The following is a 23,403-nucleotide window of genomic DNA, read 5'->3' as shown; positions in this document are numbered from 1 at the left end:
CCCGGGATATTTTTGGTCAGATGAAACGGATCCCGTCAGGTGGGAAGCAAAGCCAGCGCGATGCGGCGGCCTTCGGAGAGCAGAACATTGTAGGTACGGCAGGCTGCAGGAGAGTTCATGATCTCAACGCCTATGCTGGCCTGCTCAAGCGCCGCTCGAAGGTCTGAGGGGATATGGGCCAGATCAGCGCCCGTTCCGATCAACAGGACATCCACATGCCCAGCCAGTGTAAGCAAAGAGGATTGATCGTCGTATCCGCCCCAACCGGTGGTGCCCGATGGACCGGTCAGAACCGCCCCTTCGTGGACCTGGCCACCAATACGGAAAAAGCCGGGCCCGTAGCCATCGACCGGTGTTGCGTTGCTATATGTGATCTCATTCAACCGCATGGATATCTTCTATGCCCCAAAGCGGCAGGCCCGACAAGGCGGCCAGCGCGATGACAACGTAGGCGGCGGTGCGGTAGAGCTTTTCCTTTTCCGGGTTGAACAGCCAGCCGCCCAGCCAATTGCCCAAAAGGTTCGGAACCGACAAAGCCAGCCCCAGAACAACACTGTCGAAAGTCACGCGCCCCATAGCAGACAGAAAGCCAAAAATAAGAAAGTCGAAGCCGAAAAGGAACAGCAGGATCGTAGCCCGAATGACTTCTACCGGCAGCGGACGGGACATGTAGAACAGGATCACCGCCGGTCCAGGCAACCCAGCGACGCCGCCGAGAAAACCCGCAGCGCCACCGATGGCTGTCACCATCGCTCGTCGCACGCGGCCTTGGTAGCGTAATCCAAGGATCAGGATTGCAAGCATGAACAAGGCCAGGAAGCTGACCGCGTATCGGAACACCTCGGGCTCGACCTGCGTGAGGACCCACAAGCCAACAGGCAGGATCAAAGCGCAGCCAAGCAGCAACCGTGCCAGGTCTCCGCGGTCTACGGCGCGCCACGCCCGCCGCAGGTTGGGGAGTGGCCCGAAGATATCCATGATCGTCAGTCCGATCAGCGCCCCAAACGGGCCGAGGAACGGAGTGGCCAGAGGCAGAAAAATCAGCGCGGTGCCAAAGCCGGAAAACCCGCGTACGATGCCGCCTAGCGTCGCTGCAAAAAAGATAACGGCCAGCCCCGTGGGGGACTGGCCGAGAATATCAGGCATCCACATTTGCGAACTGGTTGCCCGCGTTGTTGGACGGCTTCGACCAGTCGCGCTTGACGCCCAGCCACAGCAGGATGGTCGAGGCCACAAAGACCGAGGAATACGTCCCTACGATCACGCCCCAGATCATCGCGAAAACAAAGCCGCGGATCACGTCCCCGCCCAGTACGTAAAGCGAGATCAGCGCCAGCAGCGTGGTGACCGAGGTCATCACCGTCCGGCTAAGCGTTTCGTTGATCGAGATGTTCAGGACCTCTTTCAGGTCCTTCTTCTTGTACTTCCGCAGGTTCTCGCGGACGCGGTCAAAGACGACCACGGTGTCGTTCAGCGAATACCCCACGATGGTCAGCAATGCGGCGATGATGGCCAGATCGAACCGGATTTGCAGTTCCGAAAATATGCCGATCGTGAGGATTACGTCGTGAACCAATGCGGCCACCGCGCCCAAGGCGAACTGCCATTCGAAACGCAGCCAGATATATACCAGCACCGCTCCGATCGCCAACACCACCGCGATAACCGCAGTTTGGATCAGCTCACCCGAGACTTTAGGACCGACGGATTCAACGCTTTCAAACGGCAATTTGAGGCCCGGATCAGCAGCAGCAAGCACCTCGCCGACCTGAGTGATCACGTCCGATGTAACCGCCTCGGCGTCTTCTTGAGCCTGGATACGGATCATCGCAACATTCTCATCCGGTCCAAAGTTTGGATCGAAAATCTCTGTGATTGTCACATCCCCCAATTCCAACGGGGCAAGGGCGTCACGATAGACTCCGACATCAATCTCTTGGGTGCTTTGCGTCCGGATCGTTGTGCCACCGCGGAAGTCGATGCCGAAGTTCAGCCCCTGAAGCATGAAGGACGTGAACGCCACGATCATCATCAAGGCCGAGATACCCAGCCAGATTTTCCATCGGCTGAAGAAATCGAACGAGGTATTCTGGGGTACGAGTTTCAGTCTCATGTCAAACCTCGATCGTTTTCGGGCGGCGGCGTTCAAACCAGATCACGATCATCAGGCGCGTCACGAAGATCGCGGTGAAGACCGAGGTCAGAATGCCCAGACCCAGCGTGATGGCAAAACCGCGTACCGGACCGCTGCCCATGGCAAACAGGATAACAGCGGTGATGAATGTGGTCACGTTTGCGTCCAGAATGGCCGACAACGCCTTTTCATAACCCAGTTCGATCGCGCGCGCCGGGCCTCTGGCGGATTTCAGTTCTTCGCGGATACGCTCAAAAATCAGCACGTTGGCATCCACCGCCATACCAACCGTCAGCACGATACCGGCGATACCGGGCAGCGTCAGGGTGGCTCCGATCAGGGACAACAGACCAAACAGCAGGCCGACGTTGATGATCAGGGCGACGTTGGCAAAGAGACCAAACAAACCATAGCTGAGCGCCATAAAGGCAAGCACCGCGACGAAGGCTACGATGGTTGCGACCTTACCCGCGTCGATGCTGTCCTGCCCCAGTTCGGGGCCGATGGTACGCTCTTCGAGGAATTCCAGCCCGGCTGGCAACGCGCCTGCGCGCAACAGAACAGCCAGATTGGTGCTTTCTTCGACGGTGAAGTTGCCGGTGATGATGCCCGAACCGCCGGGAATGTGGCTTTGAATGACAGGGGCTGAGATGACCTCATCATCAAGAATGATTGCGAACGGCTGGCCGATATTTTCCAGCGTATAGTCGCCGAACTTGCGCGCTCCCGAAGTGTTGAACCGGAAGCTGACCGCTGGGCGACCGTTCTGGTCGAAGGCTGGCTGCGCGTCCACCAGCTCTTCACCGGTGACGACTGGGGCCGCCTCGACTGTGTAAAACAAACCGGTTTCGTCGATGGAGGGGAGGACCTGTTCGCCAATCCCCGGCACTGCGTCCGGGTTGGTGCCCCGCCCCACAACGGGATTGAATGTCAGCTGAGCGGTGGTGCCAATGATCTCTTTCAGTTCACCAGCACTGCCGATACCCGGCACCTGAATAAGGATACGATCCGCACCCTGCCGTTGAATCGTGGGTTCACGCGTTCCGACCTCGTCAATACGACGGCGCACAATCTCAAGCGACTGGCGCACAGTGCGGTCGTCTGTGGCAAGTTTTTCCGCCTCGGACAGTTGAACAACGATTGTGTCGCCTTCAGCCCGCGCCTCGATATCGGTTGCCCCTACACCGGTCAGGGTTTGCACCTGACGGGCCAGGCCGCGCACAACTTCAAGCGCTCGGGACATACCCTCGGGCTGGCTGATGCGCACCCGAATCTCGTCCGGGGCCGACTCTTGCTTGCGGATGGTGCCTACAGTGGCGCGCTCATCCCGCAGCGCATCGCGAATTTCGGGCCACATGGCCTCCATCCGGGATTCGTACACATCGCCGACCTGAACTTCGGCCAACAGATGCGCACCACCGCGCAGATCGAGGCCCAGATTGACCAGCGACGACGGCAGCCAGTTCGGCCATTGCGCCGCCTCGGCCTGCATTTCGGGAGTGTCGATGCCAAGCTCAATTGCGGCCTTGGCATCGTTGGATTGCTCGACGCGCGTATAAAACGCATTCGGCAGGGCAAGGATCAGACCGATCACGCAGACCAGCCAGATCAGAACCCGCTTCCAGGTATCAATTTGCAGCATTACCCTGCCTTTTCAAGGAATTGTGGCGCGAAGTTACTTCGCGGGCTCAGTCTTGTTCAGAACCTGCGCAATGGTCGACTTGACCACACGAACCTTCACACCCTCGGCGATTTCAACTTCGATCTCGTTGTCGCCTTCCTTGACCTTGGACACTTTGCCGATCATTCCACCCTGGGTGACGACCTGATCGCCGCGACGCACGGCTTCGACCATGGCCTGATGTTGCTTCATCTTTTTTTGCTGCGGACGGATCAGCAGAAAATACATGATCGCGAAGATCAGGATCAGCGGGAGAAACTGGGCGATTGCGCCACCTTCCATGGGATATTCCTTTGTTTTGGTGCTGCGGAAATGCTCCGCAAATTTGGCGGGAACCTATGCTCTGAATTGCGCCTTTGCAAGCGAAGGCAACGCTGTACACCGCCCTGACCCGGCCACAGTGCACAAAGAACAAGCCAGGCGTTGCAGATATGTCCTAGGCACCTCGCTGAAACCGGGTATAGTTCGGGTTAAGGGGGACATATGGCAAGGCAATTCAAGCCCTTCCTTTTGCTGGTTTATTTTCTGACGGCCCTGGCGTCCAGCCTGTGGTTTTCGGACGTCGTACTGGCACAGGAAACACCGACAGAGCCCCCTGCTTCTGACGGGGCGGACTCGGACAGTTTCGTGGCTCCGGTCATCGTGGACGGGGACGTATTGTTCCAGGTCAGGGGATCCAGTGCCCTGCCCGCGCCAGAGAGGGCGGAAGACGTTCAGGACAAGATCATCGAAATCGCCGAAGCCTCGGATGCACTGACGGTTGAGGTGACATACGAAGAGACCGAGTTCGGCATTTGGACCCTGGCCGATGGCGAGAGAGTCTCGATCGTCACCGAAGCCGATGCCGAGTTGGATCAGATGGAGCTTAGCGTTCTAAGCGTTTTGCACGGGAACGCGATCAAAAAATCCATCGAAGACTACCGCGCCAACCGCACCGATCGGGCGCGCGTGTCCGGTGCAATTGAGGCAGTGGCGTGGACCATTGGTTTTGTGGCGTTTGTGGTGGCAATCCTGTGGGTGCACCGTCGGATTCGACGGAAGACATTAAAATTTGTCTCACTCCACCTCAAGGACGTGGAAACTGCCACAGCCAAAAGCGTTCAGGCCGAAGCGATCGCTGCGCTGGTACGATATGGGCTGAACTTCGTTCTGCTTATCATCTTCTTTCTCGGCTTTTATTACTACCTCTCGTTTGTTCTGCTGGCTTTCGCCGAAACCCGCTATTTTGCGCAGCTATTGCTGACCTATCTGACCGAGCCGGTACTGCTGATCTTCAAAGGCATTATCAGTTACATCCCCAATTTGATCATGCTGGGCCTGATTTCTTGGGTGGCGCTGTACATCATCAAGGGGATGCGGGTGTTCTTCGACGCGGTCGAAGCGGGTTCCTTCGACATGGGCGATTTCGAAAAGCACTGGGTCAGCCCAACCTTCAACATTGCCCGTGTTGTGGTGATCATGATCGCATTGGTCTTTGCCGTTCCCTACATCCCCGGATCGGATTCGGCGGCGTTCCAGGGGTTGACGATCCTGGTGGGTGCCATGCTGTCGCTGGGCGCAAATTCTGTCGTCTCAAACATGCTGGCCGGACTGTTCGTGATCTATCGTCGCTCGACCTCGATCGGGGACCGCATTCAGATCGGCGACCACATCGGCGATGTAGTTCAGATCAAACTGATGGAGACGCATCTGAAATCCATTAAGAACGAACTGATCTCGATCCCTAATGCGCAACTGATGAATTCGGATGTGGTGAACTTCTCGAAGAAAACAGACGGCAGCGGACTGCTGCTGCACACCACGGTTGGCATCGGCTATGAAGAGCCGCCCGAGAAGGTCGAGGCGATGCTGATCGAGGCCGCCAACCGCACCAAGGGGATCAAGTCCAAACCGGAACCGTTTGTTTTGTGGACAGCATTGGCCGATTACGCGATCAATTATCAGATCAACGGGTATTCGACACGCGGCAGTATTATTCCAAAGATAAAATCGGACCTGCATCGCAACATCGTGGCCGTGTTCAATGAAAACAGTGTGCAGATCATGACGCCCTCTTACATGGCTGATCCGCCTGATCCCAAGATCCCAACCGAACATTGGGATGGCCATCTGGCGCATGAAAAACACGAGGATGCCGATAAGTCGTAACCGGCGCTACACCCTGCCTTTCAGATGGTGCATAAGCGGTTTCAGTGATTCACGCATTTAAGGATCTGAACCATGCACGACATCCGCGCCATTCGCGAAAACCCCGCCGCCTTCGACGCCGCACTTGCGCGCCGTGGGGACGCGCCGGTGTCGTCAGATTTGCTAAGGCTGGACGAAAGCCGCCGGGCCAAGATTCAGTCCGCAGAAACGGCACAAGCCGAACAGAACAAGGCCAGCAAAGAGGTTGGTGCCGCCAAGGCACGCGGCGACGAGGATGAATTCCAACGCCTGCGCGCACTGGTCGCCGAGAAAAAGGCCGAAATCGCCCGGATGCAGACCGAGGCCAAGGATCTGGATGCGCTGCTGACTGATCAGCTGATCCGCATCCCGAACCTGCCAGCCGAGGACGCACCAGAAGGTGCGGACGAGAACGACAATGTCGAAGTCAACCGCTGGGGCACCCCGCGTGAGTTGGATTTTGCACCGAAAGAGCATTTTGAAATTGAGGCCGTTCAGAACGGCATGGATTTTGAAACGGCGGCAAAGCTGTCCGGCTCGCGCTTTGTCCTGTTGTCCGGCGGCGTCGCCCGCGTTCACCGCGCACTGGCGCAGTTCATGCTGGACACGCACATCAACGAAAACGAACTGACCGAAGTGAACGGCCCGGTTTTGGTTCTGTCCGAGATGATGCAGGGCACAGGCCAATTGCCGAAGTTTGGCGAAGACAGCTATCAGACCCGCGAAGGCTGGTGGCTGATCCCGACGTCCGAGGTGTCGCTGACCAATATCGTCAACGACACGATGATTGAAGAAAGCTATCTGCCCCGCCGTTACACCGCGCATTCCTTGTGCTTCCGGTCTGAGGCCGGATCGGCTGGCCGGGACACGCGCGGCATGTTGCGCCAGCACCAGTTCGAAAAGGTCGAAATGGTCTCGGTCACCCATCCCGACAAGTCGGATGAAGAGCAAAAACGCATGCTGCGTTGTGCCGAGGGTATTCTGGAAAAGCTGGGCATCCCCTATCGCACAGTGATCTTGTGCACAGGTGACATGGGCTTTGGCGCGCGCCGAACCTTTGACATCGAAGCATGGCTACCGGGTCAGGATACGTACCGTGAGATTAGCTCAGTCTCGACTTGTGGTGATTTTCAGGCGCGCCGGATGAACGCGCGCTTCCGTCCCGAGGCTGGGGGCAAACCGGAATACGTTCACACGCTGAACGGATCCGGTCTGGCTGTTGGGCGCTGCCTGATCGCCGTGCTGGAAAACGGCCAGAACGCAGACGGCACCGTCACCCTGCCCGAGGTTCTGGCCCCCTATCTGGGTGGTAAGCTGACGCTGCAACTGGACGGCACGCTGGCATAAGAAAACCGGCGGCCAACAGGGCGCCGGTTCAAGAGGCTTAAGGGCGGAGAAGGCTTACTTCTTCGCCTTTTTCTTATCCTTCTTTTTATCTTTTTTCTTATCTTTCTTCTTGTCCGTCTTGTCGGCCTTTTTCTTTTTATCTTTCTTCTTATCTTTCTTCGCCTTGGCCTTCACCTTGTCCTTGGCTTTTGAAAAGACGGCTTCCATTTCCTCAAGCTTTTTAGCGGCCTTTTCAGCCTTGGCTTTGGCCTTAGCCTTCTTTTTTGCCTTGGCTTCTGCCAGTTCGGCTGCGGCCTTTTCCTCAGCCGCTTTGCGCGCAGCCTCTTCCGCCCGCTTGTCGGCAGCGGCGGCGGCGATGGTCTTGCGGGGCGCTGTTCGGCGCGCTGCGGGCTTTTTGGCAGGCGCGCGGCGCGTACTTGTTTTCGCAGCAGGGCGTTTGGCGGCTGGCTTAGTCGCGGCGGGTTTTGCGGCTGCTGGTTTCGCCGCAATCGCCTCTTTCGCGGCGGCAATCAGGACGGCTGCGCGGGCTTTGCCGATACGAGGAGCTTTGACCAGTGCAGCGGGGGTTGCCTTGGCAACAGCTTCAGCGGTTTTGAAACCGTTGGCGGTGAGTGACTTTCCTAGCCCCTCTCCAACGCCTTTTATTGCGGTCACTGCGGTCATTCTTTGTCCTTTCCGATTTTCCCTGCATTATCTTATGTATACCAGATACACGTTCTCACAAGCCAGTGCCCAGAGATGCAGGTCATTTATGTCAACTACTGTGTGCAAGGTTACCGGATTGGTCCTTTCCGGGAAACGGCACTAGCCGCTTGGCGTCTTCGTCCCACAGTTTCAGGTTCAAAGCGGCAACAGCCTCGGGGAATTTGATCCGGCGGGGCGTGAATTCGGGCGGTAGGTTATAGTGGCATGCACGCAGCCGATAAGACGGAATGCGCGCATTGAAATGATGGATGTCGTGCAGCGTGATGCAGGCAACCGCATTGTCGAACCACCAACCAAAATCCAGCGCCGATGATCCCTGCAGCGCCGCTAGTTGCGGGTCCAGATCCGGACGACGGTCCCAGTATGTGTCTTCGAAATTGTGCTGCAGATAGACCAAAAAAACACCCAGCATCCCACCCAAAAGCGAAAACACCAACCAGACCAGAATACCCATGGTGCCAGCTATCAGGTAAAGAAGGCCAAGAAAGACGATGATCGACAAGTTGTGCAGCAATACACCCTTCACGCCAAATCTAACTGTGTTCTTGGGCCACCGATAGCGGATGAAATACGTGAACAGCGCCCCAGCCGGAACCAGGATGAAGGGATTTCGGTAGAGCCTGTAATATAGGCGCGCTTTCCAATCCGCCTTGTTCCATTCCCGCACGGTCATTGTGTGGATTTCGCCCGTCTCACGGTGCTCGAGATTGCCGATTCCGGCGTGGTGCAAGTTGTGATTCTGTTTCATCACCTCGAAGGGCGCAAAGGTGAACGGCGAAAGCCCGTGGCCCGCCCACTCGTTTTGGCGACGTGTCTCAAACAGCGAGTGATGGCCGCAATCGTGCTGAAGCACGTACAGGCGCACCGCCGAAAAGGCAAAGACGACCCCGGCCGGGATCATGACATACCAGCGATCCACAAAGATGATCGCCAGCGCCAGCGATGTGAAGTACATCGCGAAGGTTCCAAAATAGCTCAGCGCGGCCAATCTGTTGTCCTGAACCGCGTATTGCCGAGTGTATTCCCTCAGATCCATCCAGCCGCTCCTCACGTTGGTCAGGTCCAATGGTTGTCAAAAACTGGTGCGGAAGCTCCGCGTGAAATTACGCGCACACAAAAACAGATGCACGCCAGTGAATGCTAGCGCGGGGAAATGGGGCTGTCACGCCCTTCAGCCGAAAATGCTGAAAATTGGCGCAGTTACGCGCGACCTTTGAGATGTTTGGCCAAGGCGCCCGCGTTTTTCTTACGGCGTCCCTTGTACGGGTTCTTGTCCCCCTGTCCGCGCAAAGTCAGGCGGATCGGAGTACCGGGCATGTCAAAAGATTCGCGCAGACCGTTGACCAGATACCGGGTGTAACTGGCTGGCATCTTGTCAGGGTGCGAACACATGACGACAAAGCCCGGCGGGCGGGTTTTGACCTGAGTCATATACCGCAGCTTGATCCGACGACCCTGCGGGGCTGGCGGCGGGTGCTGCTCCAACATGGCTGTCAGCCAGCGGTTCAACGCGGCCGTCGGCACACGGCGGTTCCAAATGTCATGAGCCCGCAGGATCGCGGCACGCAACCGTTCCAGACCCCGGCCTGTCTTTGCCGAGACCGTCACCAGCGGTGCGCCACGCAGTTGCGGCAGCAAACGTTCGAATGACTCTTTCAGATCCCGCAGCTTTTCCTGTTTATCTTCTTCGATGTCCCATTTGTTGATGGCGACAACAACGGCGCGACCCTCACGCTCGGCAAGATCGGCAATACGCAGGTCCTGCTGTTCAAAGGGGATGGCAGCGTCCAGCAGAACCACCACCACTTCGGCAAATTTCACAGCACGCAGACCATCCGAGACTGAAAGCTTTTCAAGTTTTTCCTGAACTTTGGCTTTTTTACGCATACCGGCCGTATCAAAGATACGCATCGGCGTGCTGTCCCCGTCCGGGTCGGCCCAATCGATCCGCAGACTGATGGCATCGCGCGTAATACCAGCCTCTGGCCCGGTCAGCAGGCGGTCTTCCCCAATGATCTTGTTGATCAATGTGGATTTGCCCGCGTTCGGGCGGCCAACAACTGCCACCTGCAAAGGCTTTTCGGCGGTGATCATTGGCGTCTCGCCCTCACCGTCCTCATCCAGTTCGATATCGGTTTCCGGCGCATACTCGACCGCCTGTTCTTCGGCGGCATCGGCCAATGGCATAAGCTGGGAATAAAGATCGGTCATCCCTTCGCCATGCTCGCCCGACAGGCGCACCGGCTCACCCAGACCAAGGTTATAGGCTTCAAGCACACCCGCATCCGCCGCGTTTCCTTCGGCCTTGTTGGCCGCAAGGATCACGTGTTTGGAACGTTTGCGCAGAATCTCGGCAAACATCTCATCGGTTGGCGTGACCCCGACGCGCGCGTCAAGCATGAACAGACAGACATCTGCCATGTCCACCGCACGCTCGGTCAGGCGGCGCATGCGACCCTCAAGGCTGTCGTCGGTTGCGTCTTCAAGCCCCGCAGTGTCGATCACGGTAAAGCGCAGATCCCCCAGACGCCCTTGGCCTTCGCGCAAATCGCGCGTCACGCCGGGCTGGTCGTCGACCAAAGCCAGACGTTTGCCCACAAGGCGATTGAACAGGGTGGATTTGCCCACATTCGGGCGCCCCACGATGGCGAGGGTCAGCGACATGATACTCAACTTTCAAGACTCAGACGCGCCCTTTAGCGCATCTTGTGGTCAACGGAAAGCGTGCAAATCACCTTTGGTCGACACGACGTACAGTGTTTGACCCGCCACAACCGGTGCCGTGGTCGCGCCACCTGGCACTTCGACACGGTTCACCAGTGCTCCGTCAACAGGGCTGAAGAACCGAACATAGCCGTCATTCGAGGCGATGACGATGCGCCCACCCGCCATGATCGGACCATAATGCGCGTAGACCGGACCGCGGCGTCCCGGCTTATCCTTAACAAAACCCGGCAGGTCCTGCGCCCAGACAATCGCTCCGGTCGCAGCGTCCAGCCGCACCAGTTGGCTGCGGTCGCTGATCAGGAAAATACTGTTGCCAGCGGCCCAGACGGTATCGACGGCCCCCTCGTCTGCGGTCCATATCCGTTCGCCGGAATTGGCGTCAAACGCGACTGTGCGCCCAGAATGGTTGCCGATATAGATCTTATCGCCCGCAACCATTGGTCCACCGGTTACATCGACGATCTGCGCCGCCGCACGTCCGCGACGTCCCCCGGCTACTGACGCGTTCCAGCGGCGAATCCCCCCCCGACGGAACGTCGCTGCGACATCACCCGAGCCAAAGGCGAACACGGAAAAATCTGATGCAATCACTGGCGCCGGCGCACCCAGAACGTTTCCAACGCTTGGGGTGCCCTGAATTTGCCAGGCGATGCGGCCGTCCTTGGTGTTGACCGCCCAGCCAGTTTCGTCACCTGCCACCAGATACAGCAGCCCGCTACTGACCAAAGGCGCGCCGCTACCGGTCGCATTCAACCTTTTTTGCCAACGAACTGCACCGGTTTTGGCATCCAGCGCTGTTAGGCGGCCATAGCCGGAAGACACATAAAGCACACCGTTATCATAGGCCATGCCACCACCCGTGGCATCCGAGTCGCCATCACTTGGCGGAATAAGATCGGTGTTCCAAACAACCTGCCCTTGCGGCGACACTGCAGACACCGTTGCGCCGGCATCAAGCGTATAAATCAACCCGCCCGCAACCACGGGATCAGCCGTGATCCTTTGCTTGCGCGAGTCACCTTGACCGATTGATGCGGACCAGATGCGCTGCGGCGTTGCGCGCAACTGTGCATTGGTCGTCCGGAACGCGGCCGTACCCGGGCTTTGCGGCCAACTCGCGTTGGCTCTTTGCGCCGGAAGGCTGATCGGTTTTGAGCCGCGAGTTTCCACCGTTTCGGTATCGGCAGTGGGCCGGATATCTTCTCGCGGCCCCGGCAAGATAACCTCGGGTTCCCGGCAGGCGGCGACCAGGGTCAGTGAAAGGGCTGCCATCGGCAATCCAATACGGGAGAATAGACTTGCTACCATGATGTTCCGAACTCGCCTGTAAGTTTTCCTGCCGCCACCGGATCAGCCCTGTTGGGCGATCAGCGGCTCTGGTTCGCCACCCAGCGCTACAATCAACTGAGCCGCACGCTGTTGCAGATCCACGCCAACTTCTGCGTCCTGGCGCAAGGCCTGAAGCCGCGTGATGGCCGCGTCAACATTGCCCTCGGACACATCAATCAGGGCCAACTGTTCTTTGGCCAGCAACCGCAGCGGAGCACCCGGCGCAGCCAGCGCTTCGAACTGAAGACGGCGATCGGCTGCGGGCAGAGTGTCGCTTTGCAAAAGCAGCGCCTTGAAAGCCGCGATCGCGCGGTAGATTTCCGGCAGATCCCCTTGGGACGCAATGGCGTTCAGGCTGGCGACCGCATCCTGTTCCGATCCGGCCTCAAACTGAGAGGCCGACAACAGCATGTTAAGAACCGCATCCCCACCCGGCGATTGTGTTTCGACGGCGGCAAGACTGGCGGCACGGTCATCCGACTGATTCTGTGCCAGCGCCGCCAGGATTGAATCACCCAAATCCTGCGCCTGACTGGTTGCGCGCGACTTGCGGACTTCATTGAACGCAGCACCGCCCACGATCAGGACAACCACAAGCACACCGATCCAGCCCCATCTACGCAATAGCAAGAACAGGCGGTCCCGGCGTACCTCTTCGGTCACCTCATCAATAAAACTGTCGACGTCGCTCATCCCTGCCCTCCGGGGCTGCATCCTTGGTGTATGGCGCCATGTCATACCCCGGCGCAATCGCCAAGCCAAGAGCCCGATTTTTTACAATCCCGCCGGTGGCCTGCCCTCTTGTAGAAAAAAATAAACCGAACTATTCAGTTTAGTGTGGAAACGATACATAATCGTCCCCACTTTCTAGCATGACCGCAAAAAAAATGTGGCGCAGAATTCTGGGAGTTGTCCTGCATGCGATTGATTTCATTAGTAAACGCCGCTTTGGTTATTGTTGTTTTGTTTTTTTTGGTTTTCGAACGGGATAGCCTGTTCTCTTTCGCCGGGCGCGCGGAAGCCGAGGCCAGCCCTGAGGTTGCCAGCGAATCTGGCGAAGTCGTGGACGTGGATCAGGCGACGATTGGCGTTGTTGCCCTTAGGTCAACCGCACGTGAAATTGACAGCGCCGTGTTGTTGCGGGGCCAGACCAAGGCCAATCGTCAGGTCGAAGTTCTGGCTGAAACCACATCGACCGTCATCTCAGAGCCTAAGCGCAAAGGCACGTTCGTCGAAGCCGGCGATCTTCTGTGCGAGCTTGATCCAGGCACCCGCCCCGCCAGTTTGGCCGAAGCGAAGGCTGCCAAGCTAGAAGCCCAAAGCCGCATTCCAGAAGCCGAAGCCCGCCTGGAAGAAGCACATGCGCGTGTCGCCGAAGCCGAGATCAACCTGACGGCTGCGAATAAACTGTCTGACTCGGGGTTTGGATCTGAAACACGCAGAATCTCAAGCGAGGCGGCGATGAGAACCGCCGAGGCCGGTATCAAAACCGCCGAAGCCGGTCTTGAGGCCACCCGCGCTGGAATCGAAGCCGCAACCGCCGAGGTCAAAGCCGCGGAACGCGAAATCGATCGCCAGACGATCACAGCACCCTTCAAGGGATTGTTGGAAAGCGATACCGCAGAATTGGGCAGCCTGATGCAGCCCGGTGCGCTATGCGCGACCGTTATCCAACTAGATCCAATCAAGCTGGTGGGTTTTGTGCCGGAAACCGAGGTGAACCGCATCATTGTCGGAACCGAAGCCACGGCGCAGTTGGTCACTGGCCTGCAGGTTTCTGGTCGTGTGACATTCCTGAGCCGCTCGGCCGATGAAACAACCCGCACGTTTGAGGTCGAAATCACTGTTCCGAACCCGGAACTGGCCATTCGGGACGGCCAAACCGCCGACATCCGCATTTCGGCCGCCGGGGCCAAGGCGCATTTCCTGCCGCAATCGGCACTGACCCTGAGCAATAACGGTCAACTCGGTGTCCGCACCATTGGCCAGAGCAACGTGGTCGATTTCCAGCCCGTCGTTCTTCTTCGTGATACTGCCGAAGGCGTTTGGGTCGGTGGCCTGCCGGAAACTGTGGACATCATCGTCATCGGGCAAGAGTTCGTGACCCGCGGCGTCACAGTTGAACCCACATATCGGGAAGCTTCCAAATGACCGGAATCGTCAGTTGGGCCGCCGGCCGGGCCAGAATGGTTCTGGCCTTTATCGCCATCTCATTGGTGATTGGCGGCTTTGCCTATGTCAGCCTGCCGAAAGAAGGCGAGCCAGACATTGAAATCCCTGCCCTGTTTGTCTCGGTTCAGTTTCCGGGCATCTCAGCCGAGGATTCGGAAAACCTGTTGGTCAAACCAATGGAGACCGAACTTGCGGACCTTGATGGGCTGAAAGAGATGACCTCGACCGCCGCCGAAGGGTATGCCGGCGTGGCGCTGGAGTTCGATTTCGGCTGGGACAAAACCGCGATCATGGCTGATGTGCGCGACGCGATGAACAGCGCGCAAGCCGAATTCCCCGACGGAGCCGAGCAATACTCGCTGACCGAGATCAATTTCTCAGAATTCCCCATCGTTATCGTCAACCTGACGGGTGCAGTCCCCGAGCGCACTATGGCGCGGGTCGCCAAGGCTTTACAGGACGACCTTGAGGCGATGGATTCGGTGCTCGAAGCCGGTATCGCGGGCAACCGTGACGAATTGCTTGAGGTCATAATCGACCCTCTTCGGCTTGAGGCATACAACGTCACCGCCGCCGAGCTTATCGATGTTGTGCGCAACAACAATCAGCTGATCGCTGCCGGTGAGGTTGAAACCGCTCAGGGAACATTCTCGGTCAAGATCCCCTCTTCCTTCAAAACTGCGCAGGATGTTTATGGCCTGCCGGTCAAAGTGAACGGCGACCGGGTCGTCACCCTGGGGGAATTGGCGCAGATCAACTATACCTTTGAGGACCGCGAAGGCACCGCCCGTTTCAACGGCGAACAAACCGTCGCGTTGCAGGTGGTTAAGCGCAAGGGCTACAACCTGATCGACACAGTCGAGGGTGTGAAACAAACCATTGCCGCTGCGCAGGCCAAATGGCCGCCCGAGATGCAGGCCGCAATCCAGCTGGGCACCTCGAACGACCAAAGCCGCATCGTCGGTTCGATGGTCAGCCAGTTGGAAGGCTCGGTTCTGACGGCCATCGCACTGGTGATGATCGTTGTTCTGGCCTCTTTGGGCACACGCGCCGCATTGCTGGTTGGTTTTGCGATCCCGACCTCATTCCTGCTGTGTTTTGCGTTCCTGGCAGTCATGGGCATCAGCATCTCGAACATCGTGATGTTCGGTCTGATCCTTGCGGTGGGTATGCTCGTCGACGGGGCCATTGTTGTCGTGGAATACGCTGACCGGCGCATCAAAGAGGGCGTCGGCCCGATGCACGCCTATGTCGAGGCTGCGCAGCGTATGTTCTGGCCTATCGTGTCATCCACGGCCACAACATTGTGCGCCTTCCTGCCGATGCTGTTTTGGCCGGGTGTCCCGGGTGAATTCATGGGCATGCTGCCTGTCACGCTGATCTTCGTTTTGTCCGCTTCGTTGATCGTTGCACTGATCTATCTGCCTGTCATGGGCGGTGTTTCGGGACGTCTGAGCCGGGTTTTTGACCGCACATCCGACTGGCTGCGCGCACGCACCCGGTGGTGGGTTCGTGCGGTTATGGTGCCGCCATCGCTGTACCTGATCTTCCTTGGTGCGATGCAACTGCTGAATCCGACCTATCTGTTACCCGAAGGCGCATTCGGAGCAGTTCTGCTTGGCGCCTTCCTGTTCATTTTTGGAGCATTTGCCGGTTCTGTTACGTTGAGTGCCGCCAAAATAGAACGCGCACCCGATCAGCATGTGCATACAGCACGCGAACACACACCCTTTGGCTATGTCATCAAGTTCCTCGTCGGCAACCCAATCATGCCGATTGTTTCGATTGTCGTCATTGGCTTCGCCGTGATGTCAGTCATGACCGCATTTGGGAACAACAATCGGGGTGTAGAGTTCTTCGTCGAAAGCGAACCCGAGCAAGCCACGGCCTATGTTCGTGCACGTGGCAACATATCGCTGGTCGAAAAGGACCAAATGGTACTGGCGGCCGAAGAAATTATCAGCGCACATCCCGCAGTCGTGAACGTGTTTTCCTTTGCCGGAGAAGGCGGGCTGAACCAAAACAATGGAGGTGCGCAAGCACCGGCAGACACTGTCGGTCGCGTCCAGTTTGAAATCATCCCGTGGGAAGACCGGCCTAACGTGTCCGAACCGATCTTCGGCGGGTTGATCGACCGTGAAACGGTTGCCCCGGAATATGACGGCGACTTCGTGCTCGATCAATTGAACGCCGAACTTGCGAAAATTCCGGGCTTCATCGTGGAAATCCTACCGCTGGAACAGGGTCCGGCCTCGGCCAAACCCGTTCATTTGCGCATCAAGGCGGATGGCTGGGAAGAACTGAACTCAGCCACTGCTGCGGCCCGTAAAACGTTCGATGAAACGCCCGGCCTGATCAAGATCGAAGACACCCTGCCCTTGCCGGGTATCGACTGGCAAATCGACGTGGATGTTGCCAAAGCGGGTCGTTTTGGCGCGGATGTGGCAACCGTGGGCGCGATGGTGCAGCTGGTCACGCGCGGGCTGCTGCTGGGCGAAATGCGCCCCGACAGCGTGGACGAGGAAATCGAAATCCGCGTTCGCCTGCCCGATGAAGACCGGGTTTTGTCGACATTGGATACGCTCAAGGTGCGTACGCCGGATGGGCTGGTGCCTTTGTCGAACTTTGTCACCCGCAAGCCTGTGGCCAAACTGGCCGAGATCAACCGGATCAACCAGCAGCGCTATTACGATGTGAAAGCGGATGTTGAGCCAGGCTTGAGCAAAGTTGTGGTAGACAATGAAGATGGCACAGAGCAACGGCTGGCAATCGTGCGCGAGGTTGTCGACGGATCCGAACCTACCGGCGCGACGCTAACCGCCCCGACAGGCAATATCTATGAGCTGGTGACGCTTACAGGCGCAGAAAACGTCGACGTCATGCGGTCTGATATTGAATCCGGCGACGCCCGGATTAGCCTGATCAATCCCAACGAACGCATTGCAGTGCTGACCGAGTGGCTTGAAACCAATCCCTTCGGCAGCACCGTCAGTTGGGAATGGACCGGCGATCAGGAAGATCAGGCAGAAAGCCAGGCTTTCCTGTCCAGCGCTTTCTTGGCTGCTTTAGGCCTGATGTTTGTGATCCTGCTGGCGCAATTCAACTCGTTCTACAACTCGGTGCTTGTTCTGCTGGCCGTTGTGCTTTCGACCACCGGCGTTCTGATCGGGATGATGGTCATGCAGCAACCGTTCTCGATCATCATGACCGGTACAGGGATTGTGGCCTTGGCAGGGATTGTGGTGAACAACAACATAGTTCTGATCGATACATATCAGGAATATAGCCGATATATGCCCCGGATCGAGGCGATCATCCGCACGGCTGAAGCGCGTATCCGGCCGGTTCTACTGACCACCTTGACCACGATGGCCGGTCTGACGCCGATGATGTTCGGATTGTCGCTGGACTTCATCAATGGCGGCTATTCTATCGACAGCCCAACTGCGCTGTGGTGGAAACAGCTGGCTACGGCAGTTGTGTTTGGGCTGGGTATTGCAACGGTTCTGACGCTGATCGTGACGCCATCGTTCCTGGCGCTACGGGTGTGGGTCACCACCTATGCGGTATGGCTGGCCAAGGCGCTGGCACGCGCCACTGCAGGTCGTTCCAGCCAAATCGCTCAGGATATGGCGGTTGGTCACGCTGCCCGTCAGGTACAGGCCACCGAGGTTGTCTGGGGTGATGAGACGCCGACTGCGCCCGCACCAGATGCAGACAAGGATGAGCGTCCCGATCACCCACCAACATCGCCCCTCAAGGCGGCTGAGTAACATAAATGGCGAACCCCACGGTTCGCCATTTTTCTTTTCTATGACCTAGTCGGTGAATACATATTCACCCAAATCACACAGGTTCAGACCGAAGTCTTCAGCCGACGAACCATCGTCGAACGCCCCCCGAATATCGTAGACACATGTGGTCAGACCATCCGCGATGACAACATCGATTTCGTAATCGGGCGCGACATAGCCACCGCGCAGCAGGTTCCCCTCCCAGCTGTCGGAAGACGCAGGTGAGACATTGAACTCGACCAGATCCGCGCTGGAGTCATTCACAACCAGAAATTCAAGATCCTCGGCAAATGCCGAAGTCGCCACAAGAACAGTTGCGGCCAAGGCTGCTGCTGCACGCATTTTCATTAGATATTCCTTTGATTAAGGTCCGGCCAAAGAACCTGGCACCGTGACTTTAGGTGATTTGTCACCAAGGAAAATGAACGTCAAATTAAACCTGCGGGAATGAACGCATTTTTGCAGGGCTGTTCTGCCCGGCCTCAGGAATTACCCTCATGACCGGATCAGGCCGCGTCCGCTTGCTGGCGACTCCAGAGCTGCGCGTAACGGCCCGCGCGCTGCAAAAGCTGGTCATGGGTGCCTTGTTCAAGGATTTCTCCGCGTTCCAGAACGACAATGCGGTCCGCCTCGGCAATCGTGCTAAGGCGGTGCGCGATCGTCAGCACGGTTCGTCCTTCGCCTGCCCGCGCCAAGGCATCCTTGATGTCCTGCTCGGTATCTGTGTCCAGCGCCGAGGTCGCCTCATCCAACAGCAGGATCGGCGGGTTCTTCAGAAGGGTACGCGCAATGCCCACCCGTTGTTTCTCACCACCCGACAGCTTCAGGCCCCGCTCTCCAACCTTGGTGTCATAGCCTTCTGGCAAGGTCACGATAAAATCATGGATCTGCGCAGCTTTGGCAGCTGCTTCGACTTCTTCCTGCGTGGCCCCGTCCCGGCCATAAGCGATGTTGTACCGGATCGTATCATTAAACAGCACCGTGTCCTGCGGCACGACACCGATGGCTGAGTGCAGGCTGTTCAGGGTCACGTGGCGCACGTCCTGCCCGTCGATCTTCAACGCGCCCCCGGTGACATCGTAGAACCGGAACAGCAAGCGGCCTATCGTTGACTTACCCGAACCTGTGGCACCGACAATTGCAACAGTCTGGCCAGCAGGTACCGTCAGCGACACACCTTTGAGTATCTCGCGGTCCACATCATAGCCAAAGCGCACATTGTCCAATGTCACCTCACCACCACTGACCACCAGATCTGGCGCGCCGGGCTTGTCCTGCACCTCGGTCGGTTGTTCCAACAGGTCGAACATCTGCCCCATATCCACCAGCGATTGGCGGATTTCCCGGTAGACGGTGCCCAGAAAGTTCAGCGGCACTGTGATCTGGATCATATAGGCGTTGACCATGACGAAATCGCCGACGGTCAGCGTACCCTGCTGCACCCCCATGGCCGCCAGAACCATCACGCCGATCAGCCCGCAAGTGATCAGAAGGGACTGACCAAAATTCAGGAAGGCCAGCGAATACGCCGTCTTAAGCGCAGCCCCGGCATAGGCCTTCATCGACACGTCGTACCGAGCCGCCTCGCGTGACTCAGCATTGAAATACTTGACGGTTTCGAAATTCAGCAGGCTGTCGATGGCGCGTTGGTTGGCCTCAGTATCCTGATCGTTCATCTCGCGGCGCAGCTTCACGCGCCATTCGGTCACCGCAAAGGTGAACCAGATGTACAGCGCGATGGTGACAGCAACGACAACCAGATACCAGACGTCGAACAGCCACATCAGAATGATCGCGACCAACAGCAGTTCCAGGATCAATGGACCGATGGAAAACAGCAAAAAGCGCAGCAGGAATTCCACGCCTTTCACACCACGCTCGATGATCCGGCTCAGCCCTCCGGTGCGGCGCGTCACGTGATAACGCATGGACAGCTGGTGGATGTGCTGGAAGGTCTCCAATGCCAGTGCGCGCAAGGCCCGCTGCCCTACCGGGGCAAAGGCCGCATCGCGTAACTGCTGGAAACCAACGGTCATCATACGTGCGACGCCATACGCCACGGTCAGGCCAACAGCGCCCAAGGCCAGTGGCGGAACACCCTCACCTGCCAGCCCATCGACAGCGCCCTTATAAAGGATAGGGGTATAGACGGCGATCAGCTTGGCCAGCACCAGCATACCCATGGCTAGAACGACGCGACGTTTTACCCAAGGCTCGTCCTCGGGCCACATATAAGGCGCAACCTTCCGGATCGTGCGCCAACCAGAGCGGCGGTCGTCGGGCGTGGGCGTATCGGCTGAGGTCATTGGCGCTGCTCGTCTCATCACGTACCTGATCTGCGGTCAGAGATAGACCGCTGGCCCACCAAGGGCCAGCAGCAATAGTTCATTCCGGGATGGTGAATATCTGACCGGGATATATCAAATCAGGATCGCGGATCGCGTCGCGGTTAGCCTCGAACAATTTCACGTAAAGGATACCATCGCCGAACCGATCACGCGATATGGCCCAAAGCGTGTCGCCTTCCTGCACAGTGACCGCGCGGATCGGGGGGGTATCTGTTTCGCCCTCGGGCTGGTCACCACCCTCTGCCGCGCGCAGAGCTTCCAGTGGTTCGCGCTTGAACGGCGTTTCAAGGCGACTGACCACGGTGCCATCCGTGGCGATTTCATCCACACGCAGGGTGTAGATCCCGGGGTCAATCCCTTCCAACTCGCTGCGCCATTTACCATCATCGACCAGCGGCAGGTCGGCGACAAGCTGGTTGTCCAGATACAGCCGCACCGCAGACCCGTCCGGCACCCGGCCAGTCAGTTCAACGTCGCCAACGTCAGAATACCCAATCGTGTCCAACGAGACCTCATCCGAAGTATCGGGTTCGGCTGTTGGAGATTGAACCAGTTCAACCCCGTCTTCCCCTGAACGCAAAATAGCAACTTGTTGACTTTCGTTGCTTTCTTCAGCGACTTGTTGTGCAGTTTCCTGGGGTTGATCCTCTGGTTGATCTGCAACTGCCTCCGCCGTTTCGACATCACCGGTTGTCGATGTTTCATCGGTCGTCGCAGGCGTCGACGTGTCTTGCGCCCCTGCAGTTTGATCACTGGCGGCGTCACCTGTTTCCAAGGCAGCTATCTGCTCAATTGCCGGTTCCGGTTCAGGCAAGGCTGCAATCAAATAATCGTCCGAACGGACAGTTTGATCCTCACCCGCAGTTTCCAGTGTTAACCCGCGTGCATCATCTGAGAATGGGATCGATAGAAACTCGGCAAACTGACCGGAGTCGTCGACGGTAAAGCTGTGTACCTGCTCACCATCCAGCAAAACACGAATGTCCGCACCCGGTTCTGCGTTGCCCGAAAGAACAGTATTTCCGTCGGGTTCTACGAAAATCTGGTCCAGAGTCGGTGGTGCGGCAACCGGCTCGACCTCGGCGGTATCAGTCGCTGGTGCAGAAGTGTCATCAGACTGATCAATGGCTTCCTGTTCCTGAATTGCCGTGGTCTGATCCTCAGAGGCGGTGGAATTCGTACTGGCCGCTTCCGTGGTCTGGACTGCGGTGTCTTGTTGCGGCACAGCGTCCTGAGGACCAGCGCCGAAGATACCGGACAGGTACAACCCACCGGCTCCCACCAATGCAACGACGCCGGCAATCACCCCCCAGGTGAAAGTTCCGGAACTTTCGCTTCCCGAATTGGAATTCATTCTTTTCCCTTCACTCCGCAGCGCAAGTGCTTTGAGTATAACACATTCTGCCTGACGGTTGAGCCAATCTATCAATCCCGCTATCACGGGTCAAAACACCATATACAAGCCCGGAGAAGCCATCCCATGTCTCAGAAATCTGTCTGTGTGTATTGCGGGTCACGAAATGGCGCGAATCCGGCCTATTCCGAAGCGGCGCAGCACTTTGGAACCCTTTTGGCCGAAGAAGGCTGGCGACTGGTCTACGGTGCCGGAGATGTCGGACTAATGGGTGAGGTCGCGCGTGCCGCGCAATCCGCTGGTGGCGACACGTTCGGCGTCATCCCCGTGCATCTTCTGCAACGCGAAGTCGGCAAAACGGACCTGACCCGTTTCGTGGTCACCGAGACTATGCACGAACGTAAGAAGGTCATGATCATGAACGCCGATGCAGTCATCGTCCTGCCCGGCGGCCCGGGGTCGCTGGACGAGTTGTTCGAGGCGCTTACTTGGCGTCAGTTGGGCCTGCACGACAAGCCCATTCTAGTCATGAATGTGGATGGGTATTGGGATACGCTGCACGAGTTGTTGCAACAGGTCATCGGCCAAGGCTTTGCCGATGCGTCGCTGTCAGACTTCATCACATGGGTCGACGGCCCCAACGCCGCAATGTCAGTGCTCAGAAAAGTTCTGAACTAACGCGGCTGGTAAAACGGGCGGTCAGAACCGCCCGTTTGATTTCACCGAATTCAAGTCGCAGGGGCAAAGCGCTGTCGCAACACTTGTTCAACCTTGTGCAGCGGGTGATTGGTCAGGGTTTTATCAACCTCTGCAACCACTTTTCCCAGCACTTCGCTGTGCAACCGCCGACGCAGCAGCCCCAGAACATGCGGGCTGGCCACCAGGACCAAACGTTTATAGGCCCCTTTTAATCCCTTGCGGTTCAACAAGTTGGCGACATCCTGCACGAATAGGGACTTCGCGTGGGTTTTCCATTTGCTCTCTTCCACGGCCGATTTCTGGTGTGGCGCCGTGTCAAAACGACGACCGGCCCGGTCCGAAGGCTTGGTCCTTGGTCCATTGCTTTCTTCTACGGATACGACAACCAGATTGGGATCTTCAGCGTCGGTGATATTCTCCATGAACAGCGCCTTTTCCCCGTCGGCGATGACAACCCATGTTCCCTGTGCAAGTTCGACCATTGTGTTCTCCTGTAATGGCGTTTTTGGCCATCCCTCATGCGTCAGGCACAGCTTACCCGAGACGCACCGAAGTCATTCGGCGCGTTGCCTGACCGTTTTCTTAGTGGTTTACGGCTCTCTCCCTCCGCATACTTTAGCTAGGTATTGCGGGACGGCGTACAATAGGTCTCAATTCGAAAGTTGACGTATAGGCAGGTTTTCTCCTGCGGCAGAGTTGCAGGGTCACGTCGACACTGTCGAATGGCTTTTCGACTAAAGTCAGTTTTGCGGACAAACCCGCTGTTCGCTTATCTGAGCACAAAGGTTGTCTGCCAACGCAAAGCGGTATTTTGCTGAAGCAACCCGGCATTCACGACGACTTGTCAGACAACATCTTTTGCACAGTTGGGAAGACTGATTGCTGTCGGAGGCGACATTAAGACCGGCGCATATTATCTCCGCAAAAACTCTGTCAAAATCCTTTCG

Annotated in this window: 19 protein-coding genes; 5 read left to right on the top strand and 14 right to left on the bottom strand. The window is 57.5% G+C overall.

Translation table 11 applies throughout. The features are described 5' to 3' along the window. Positions 1-35: 35 nt before the first annotated feature. From AC2FLJ_RS07800 to yajC, 5 genes are read right to left on the bottom strand one after another with little or no spacing between them, the layout of a single operon-like run. Complete coding sequence (locus AC2FLJ_RS07800; protein WP_496705163.1) at positions 36-389, bottom strand: Mth938-like domain-containing protein; 354 nt, start codon at positions 387-389, stop codon at positions 36-38. After that, the gene (locus AC2FLJ_RS07795; RefSeq protein WP_282151534.1) at positions 376-1,146 is read right to left on the bottom strand and encodes a sulfite exporter TauE/SafE family protein; all 771 of its coding nucleotides are present in this window, start codon (positions 1,144-1,146) and stop codon (positions 376-378) included. Before AC2FLJ_RS07795 ends, AC2FLJ_RS07800 begins: the two co-directional genes overlap by 14 nt. Beyond that, complete coding sequence (secF, locus tag AC2FLJ_RS07790; protein ID WP_058277475.1) at positions 1,139-2,113, bottom strand: protein translocase subunit SecF; 975 nt, start codon at positions 2,111-2,113, stop codon at positions 1,139-1,141. Before secF ends, AC2FLJ_RS07795 begins: the two co-directional genes overlap by 8 nt. Before the next feature lies 1 nt (position 2,114). Continuing rightward, positions 2,115-3,776, bottom strand: a complete 1,662-nt coding sequence (gene secD / locus AC2FLJ_RS07785; protein WP_496696858.1) for a protein translocase subunit SecD — start codon at positions 3,774-3,776, stop codon at positions 2,115-2,117. 33 nt (positions 3,777-3,809) lie between these two features. After that, the gene (yajC, locus tag AC2FLJ_RS07780) at positions 3,810-4,097 is read right to left on the bottom strand and encodes a preprotein translocase subunit YajC (protein WP_058274044.1); all 288 of its coding nucleotides are present in this window, start codon (positions 4,095-4,097) and stop codon (positions 3,810-3,812) included. A gap of 201 nt (positions 4,098-4,298) precedes the next feature. On the opposite strand from yajC, the gene AC2FLJ_RS07775 reads away from it, so the two are divergent. Further along, positions 4,299-5,963: a mechanosensitive ion channel family protein gene (locus AC2FLJ_RS07775; RefSeq protein ID WP_496705160.1), complete on the top strand. Its 1,665-nt coding sequence runs from the start codon at positions 4,299-4,301 to the stop codon at positions 5,961-5,963. A 72-nt stretch (positions 5,964-6,035) separates the two neighbouring features. Next, positions 6,036-7,328: a serine--tRNA ligase gene (gene serS / locus AC2FLJ_RS07770; protein ID WP_496705158.1), complete on the top strand. Its 1,293-nt coding sequence runs from the start codon at positions 6,036-6,038 to the stop codon at positions 7,326-7,328. A 54-nt stretch (positions 7,329-7,382) separates the two neighbouring features. Here the strand turns inward: serS and AC2FLJ_RS07765 are convergent, their stop codons facing one another. From AC2FLJ_RS07765 to AC2FLJ_RS07745, 5 genes are all read right to left on the bottom strand, one after another. Beyond that, the gene (locus AC2FLJ_RS07765) at positions 7,383-7,991 is read right to left on the bottom strand and encodes a helix-hairpin-helix domain-containing protein (RefSeq protein WP_496696863.1); all 609 of its coding nucleotides are present in this window, start codon (positions 7,989-7,991) and stop codon (positions 7,383-7,385) included. A 91-nt stretch (positions 7,992-8,082) separates the two neighbouring features. After that, positions 8,083-9,069, bottom strand: coding sequence for a fatty acid desaturase (locus AC2FLJ_RS07760; protein WP_496705156.1), 987 nt, complete (start codon positions 9,067-9,069; stop codon positions 8,083-8,085). A gap of 164 nt (positions 9,070-9,233) precedes the next feature. Beyond that, positions 9,234-10,697 carry a ribosome biogenesis GTPase Der gene (gene der, locus AC2FLJ_RS07755; protein WP_496705154.1) on the bottom strand — a complete coding sequence of 488 codons (1,464 nt, stop codon included), beginning with the start codon at positions 10,695-10,697 and terminating at the stop codon, positions 9,234-9,236. Positions 10,698-10,745: 48 nt separating this feature from the next. After that, positions 10,746-12,068 (bottom strand): outer membrane protein assembly factor BamB family protein, encoded by a 1,323-nt coding sequence (locus tag AC2FLJ_RS07750; protein WP_282120414.1) that lies wholly within the window; start codon positions 12,066-12,068, stop codon positions 10,746-10,748. Between the two features lie 42 nt (positions 12,069-12,110). Beyond that, complete coding sequence (locus AC2FLJ_RS07745) at positions 12,111-12,782, bottom strand: hypothetical protein (RefSeq protein ID WP_496696869.1); 672 nt, start codon at positions 12,780-12,782, stop codon at positions 12,111-12,113. A gap of 225 nt (positions 12,783-13,007) precedes the next feature. On the opposite strand from AC2FLJ_RS07745, the gene AC2FLJ_RS07740 reads away from it, so the two are divergent. Both AC2FLJ_RS07740 and AC2FLJ_RS07735 read left to right on the top strand, forming a co-directional pair. Further along, positions 13,008-14,240 (top strand): efflux RND transporter periplasmic adaptor subunit, encoded by a 1,233-nt coding sequence (locus tag AC2FLJ_RS07740; RefSeq protein WP_472724036.1) that lies wholly within the window; start codon positions 13,008-13,010, stop codon positions 14,238-14,240. Beyond that, the gene (locus AC2FLJ_RS07735; RefSeq protein WP_496705151.1) at positions 14,237-18,034 is read left to right on the top strand and encodes an efflux RND transporter permease subunit; all 3,798 of its coding nucleotides are present in this window, start codon (positions 14,237-14,239) and stop codon (positions 18,032-18,034) included. Before AC2FLJ_RS07740 ends, AC2FLJ_RS07735 begins: the two co-directional genes overlap by 4 nt. A gap of 45 nt (positions 18,035-18,079) precedes the next feature. Here the strand turns inward: AC2FLJ_RS07735 and AC2FLJ_RS07730 are convergent, their stop codons facing one another. The 3 genes from AC2FLJ_RS07730 to AC2FLJ_RS07720 all read right to left on the bottom strand — a co-directional run bounded on the left by AC2FLJ_RS07730 (position 18,080) and on the right by AC2FLJ_RS07720 (position 21,757). Further along, the gene (locus AC2FLJ_RS07730; protein ID WP_496696873.1) at positions 18,080-18,403 is read right to left on the bottom strand and encodes a hypothetical protein; all 324 of its coding nucleotides are present in this window, start codon (positions 18,401-18,403) and stop codon (positions 18,080-18,082) included. 158 nt (positions 18,404-18,561) lie between these two features. After that, positions 18,562-20,361, bottom strand: coding sequence for an ABCB family ABC transporter ATP-binding protein/permease (locus AC2FLJ_RS07725; protein WP_496696876.1), 1,800 nt, complete (start codon positions 20,359-20,361; stop codon positions 18,562-18,564). Positions 20,362-20,440: 79 nt separating this feature from the next. Further along, on the bottom strand, positions 20,441-21,757 hold the full coding sequence (locus AC2FLJ_RS07720) for a LysM peptidoglycan-binding domain-containing protein (RefSeq protein ID WP_496705148.1): 1,317 nt from the start codon (positions 21,755-21,757) through the stop codon (positions 20,441-20,443). Between the two features lie 126 nt (positions 21,758-21,883). On the opposite strand from AC2FLJ_RS07720, the gene AC2FLJ_RS07715 reads away from it, so the two are divergent. After that, positions 21,884-22,435, top strand: a complete 552-nt coding sequence (locus AC2FLJ_RS07715) for an LOG family protein (protein WP_058277461.1) — start codon at positions 21,884-21,886, stop codon at positions 22,433-22,435. A 50-nt stretch (positions 22,436-22,485) separates the two neighbouring features. Here AC2FLJ_RS07715 and AC2FLJ_RS07710 read toward each other — a convergent pair whose 3' ends face one another. Then, positions 22,486-22,938 (bottom strand): baeRF12 domain-containing protein, encoded by a 453-nt coding sequence (locus tag AC2FLJ_RS07710; protein WP_496705146.1) that lies wholly within the window; start codon positions 22,936-22,938, stop codon positions 22,486-22,488. Between the last annotated feature and the right edge of the window lie 465 nt (positions 22,939-23,403).

This window comes from Ruegeria sp. CDSA034 (genome assembly GCF_059612275.1).
The sequence above is the reverse complement of the archived record's forward strand: the minus strand, read 5'-3'. Positions and strand labels throughout refer to the sequence as shown.

Coding starts and splice junctions, on each gene's coding strand:
- yajC (WP_058274044.1), bottom strand. CDS start 4,097: ATGGAAGGTGGCGCAATCGCCCAGTTTCTCCCGCTGATCCTGATCTTC.
- AC2FLJ_RS07745 (WP_496696869.1), bottom strand. CDS start 12,782: ATGAGCGACGTCGACAGTTTTATTGATGAGGTGACCGAAGAGGTACGC.
- AC2FLJ_RS07725 (WP_496696876.1), bottom strand. CDS start 20,361: ATGACCTCAGCCGATACGCCCACGCCCGACGACCGCCGCTCTGGTTGG.
- AC2FLJ_RS07740 (WP_472724036.1), top strand. CDS start 13,008: ATGCGATTGATTTCATTAGTAAACGCCGCTTTGGTTATTGTTGTTTTG.
- AC2FLJ_RS07795 (WP_282151534.1), bottom strand. CDS start 1,146: ATGCCTGATATTCTCGGCCAGTCCCCCACGGGGCTGGCCGTTATCTTT.
- AC2FLJ_RS07765 (WP_496696863.1), bottom strand. CDS start 7,991: ATGACCGCAGTGACCGCAATAAAAGGCGTTGGAGAGGGGCTAGGAAAG.
- AC2FLJ_RS07715 (WP_058277461.1), top strand. CDS start 21,884: ATGTCTCAGAAATCTGTCTGTGTGTATTGCGGGTCACGAAATGGCGCG.
- secD (WP_496696858.1), bottom strand. CDS start 3,776: ATGCTGCAAATTGATACCTGGAAGCGGGTTCTGATCTGGCTGGTCTGC.
- der (WP_496705154.1), bottom strand. CDS start 10,697: ATGTCGCTGACCCTCGCCATCGTGGGGCGCCCGAATGTGGGCAAATCC.
- AC2FLJ_RS07720 (WP_496705148.1), bottom strand. CDS start 21,757: ATGAATTCCAATTCGGGAAGCGAAAGTTCCGGAACTTTCACCTGGGGG.
- serS (WP_496705158.1), top strand. CDS start 6,036: ATGCACGACATCCGCGCCATTCGCGAAAACCCCGCCGCCTTCGACGCC.
- AC2FLJ_RS07775 (WP_496705160.1), top strand. CDS start 4,299: ATGGCAAGGCAATTCAAGCCCTTCCTTTTGCTGGTTTATTTTCTGACG.
- AC2FLJ_RS07760 (WP_496705156.1), bottom strand. CDS start 9,069: ATGGATCTGAGGGAATACACTCGGCAATACGCGGTTCAGGACAACAGA.
- AC2FLJ_RS07710 (WP_496705146.1), bottom strand. CDS start 22,938: ATGGTCGAACTTGCACAGGGAACATGGGTTGTCATCGCCGACGGGGAA.
- secF (WP_058277475.1), bottom strand. CDS start 2,113: ATGAGACTGAAACTCGTACCCCAGAATACCTCGTTCGATTTCTTCAGC.
- AC2FLJ_RS07800 (WP_496705163.1), bottom strand. CDS start 389: ATGCGGTTGAATGAGATCACATATAGCAACGCAACACCGGTCGATGGC.
- AC2FLJ_RS07735 (WP_496705151.1), top strand. CDS start 14,237: ATGACCGGAATCGTCAGTTGGGCCGCCGGCCGGGCCAGAATGGTTCTG.
- AC2FLJ_RS07730 (WP_496696873.1), bottom strand. CDS start 18,403: ATGAAAATGCGTGCAGCAGCAGCCTTGGCCGCAACTGTTCTTGTGGCG.
- AC2FLJ_RS07750 (WP_282120414.1), bottom strand. CDS start 12,068: ATGGTAGCAAGTCTATTCTCCCGTATTGGATTGCCGATGGCAGCCCTT.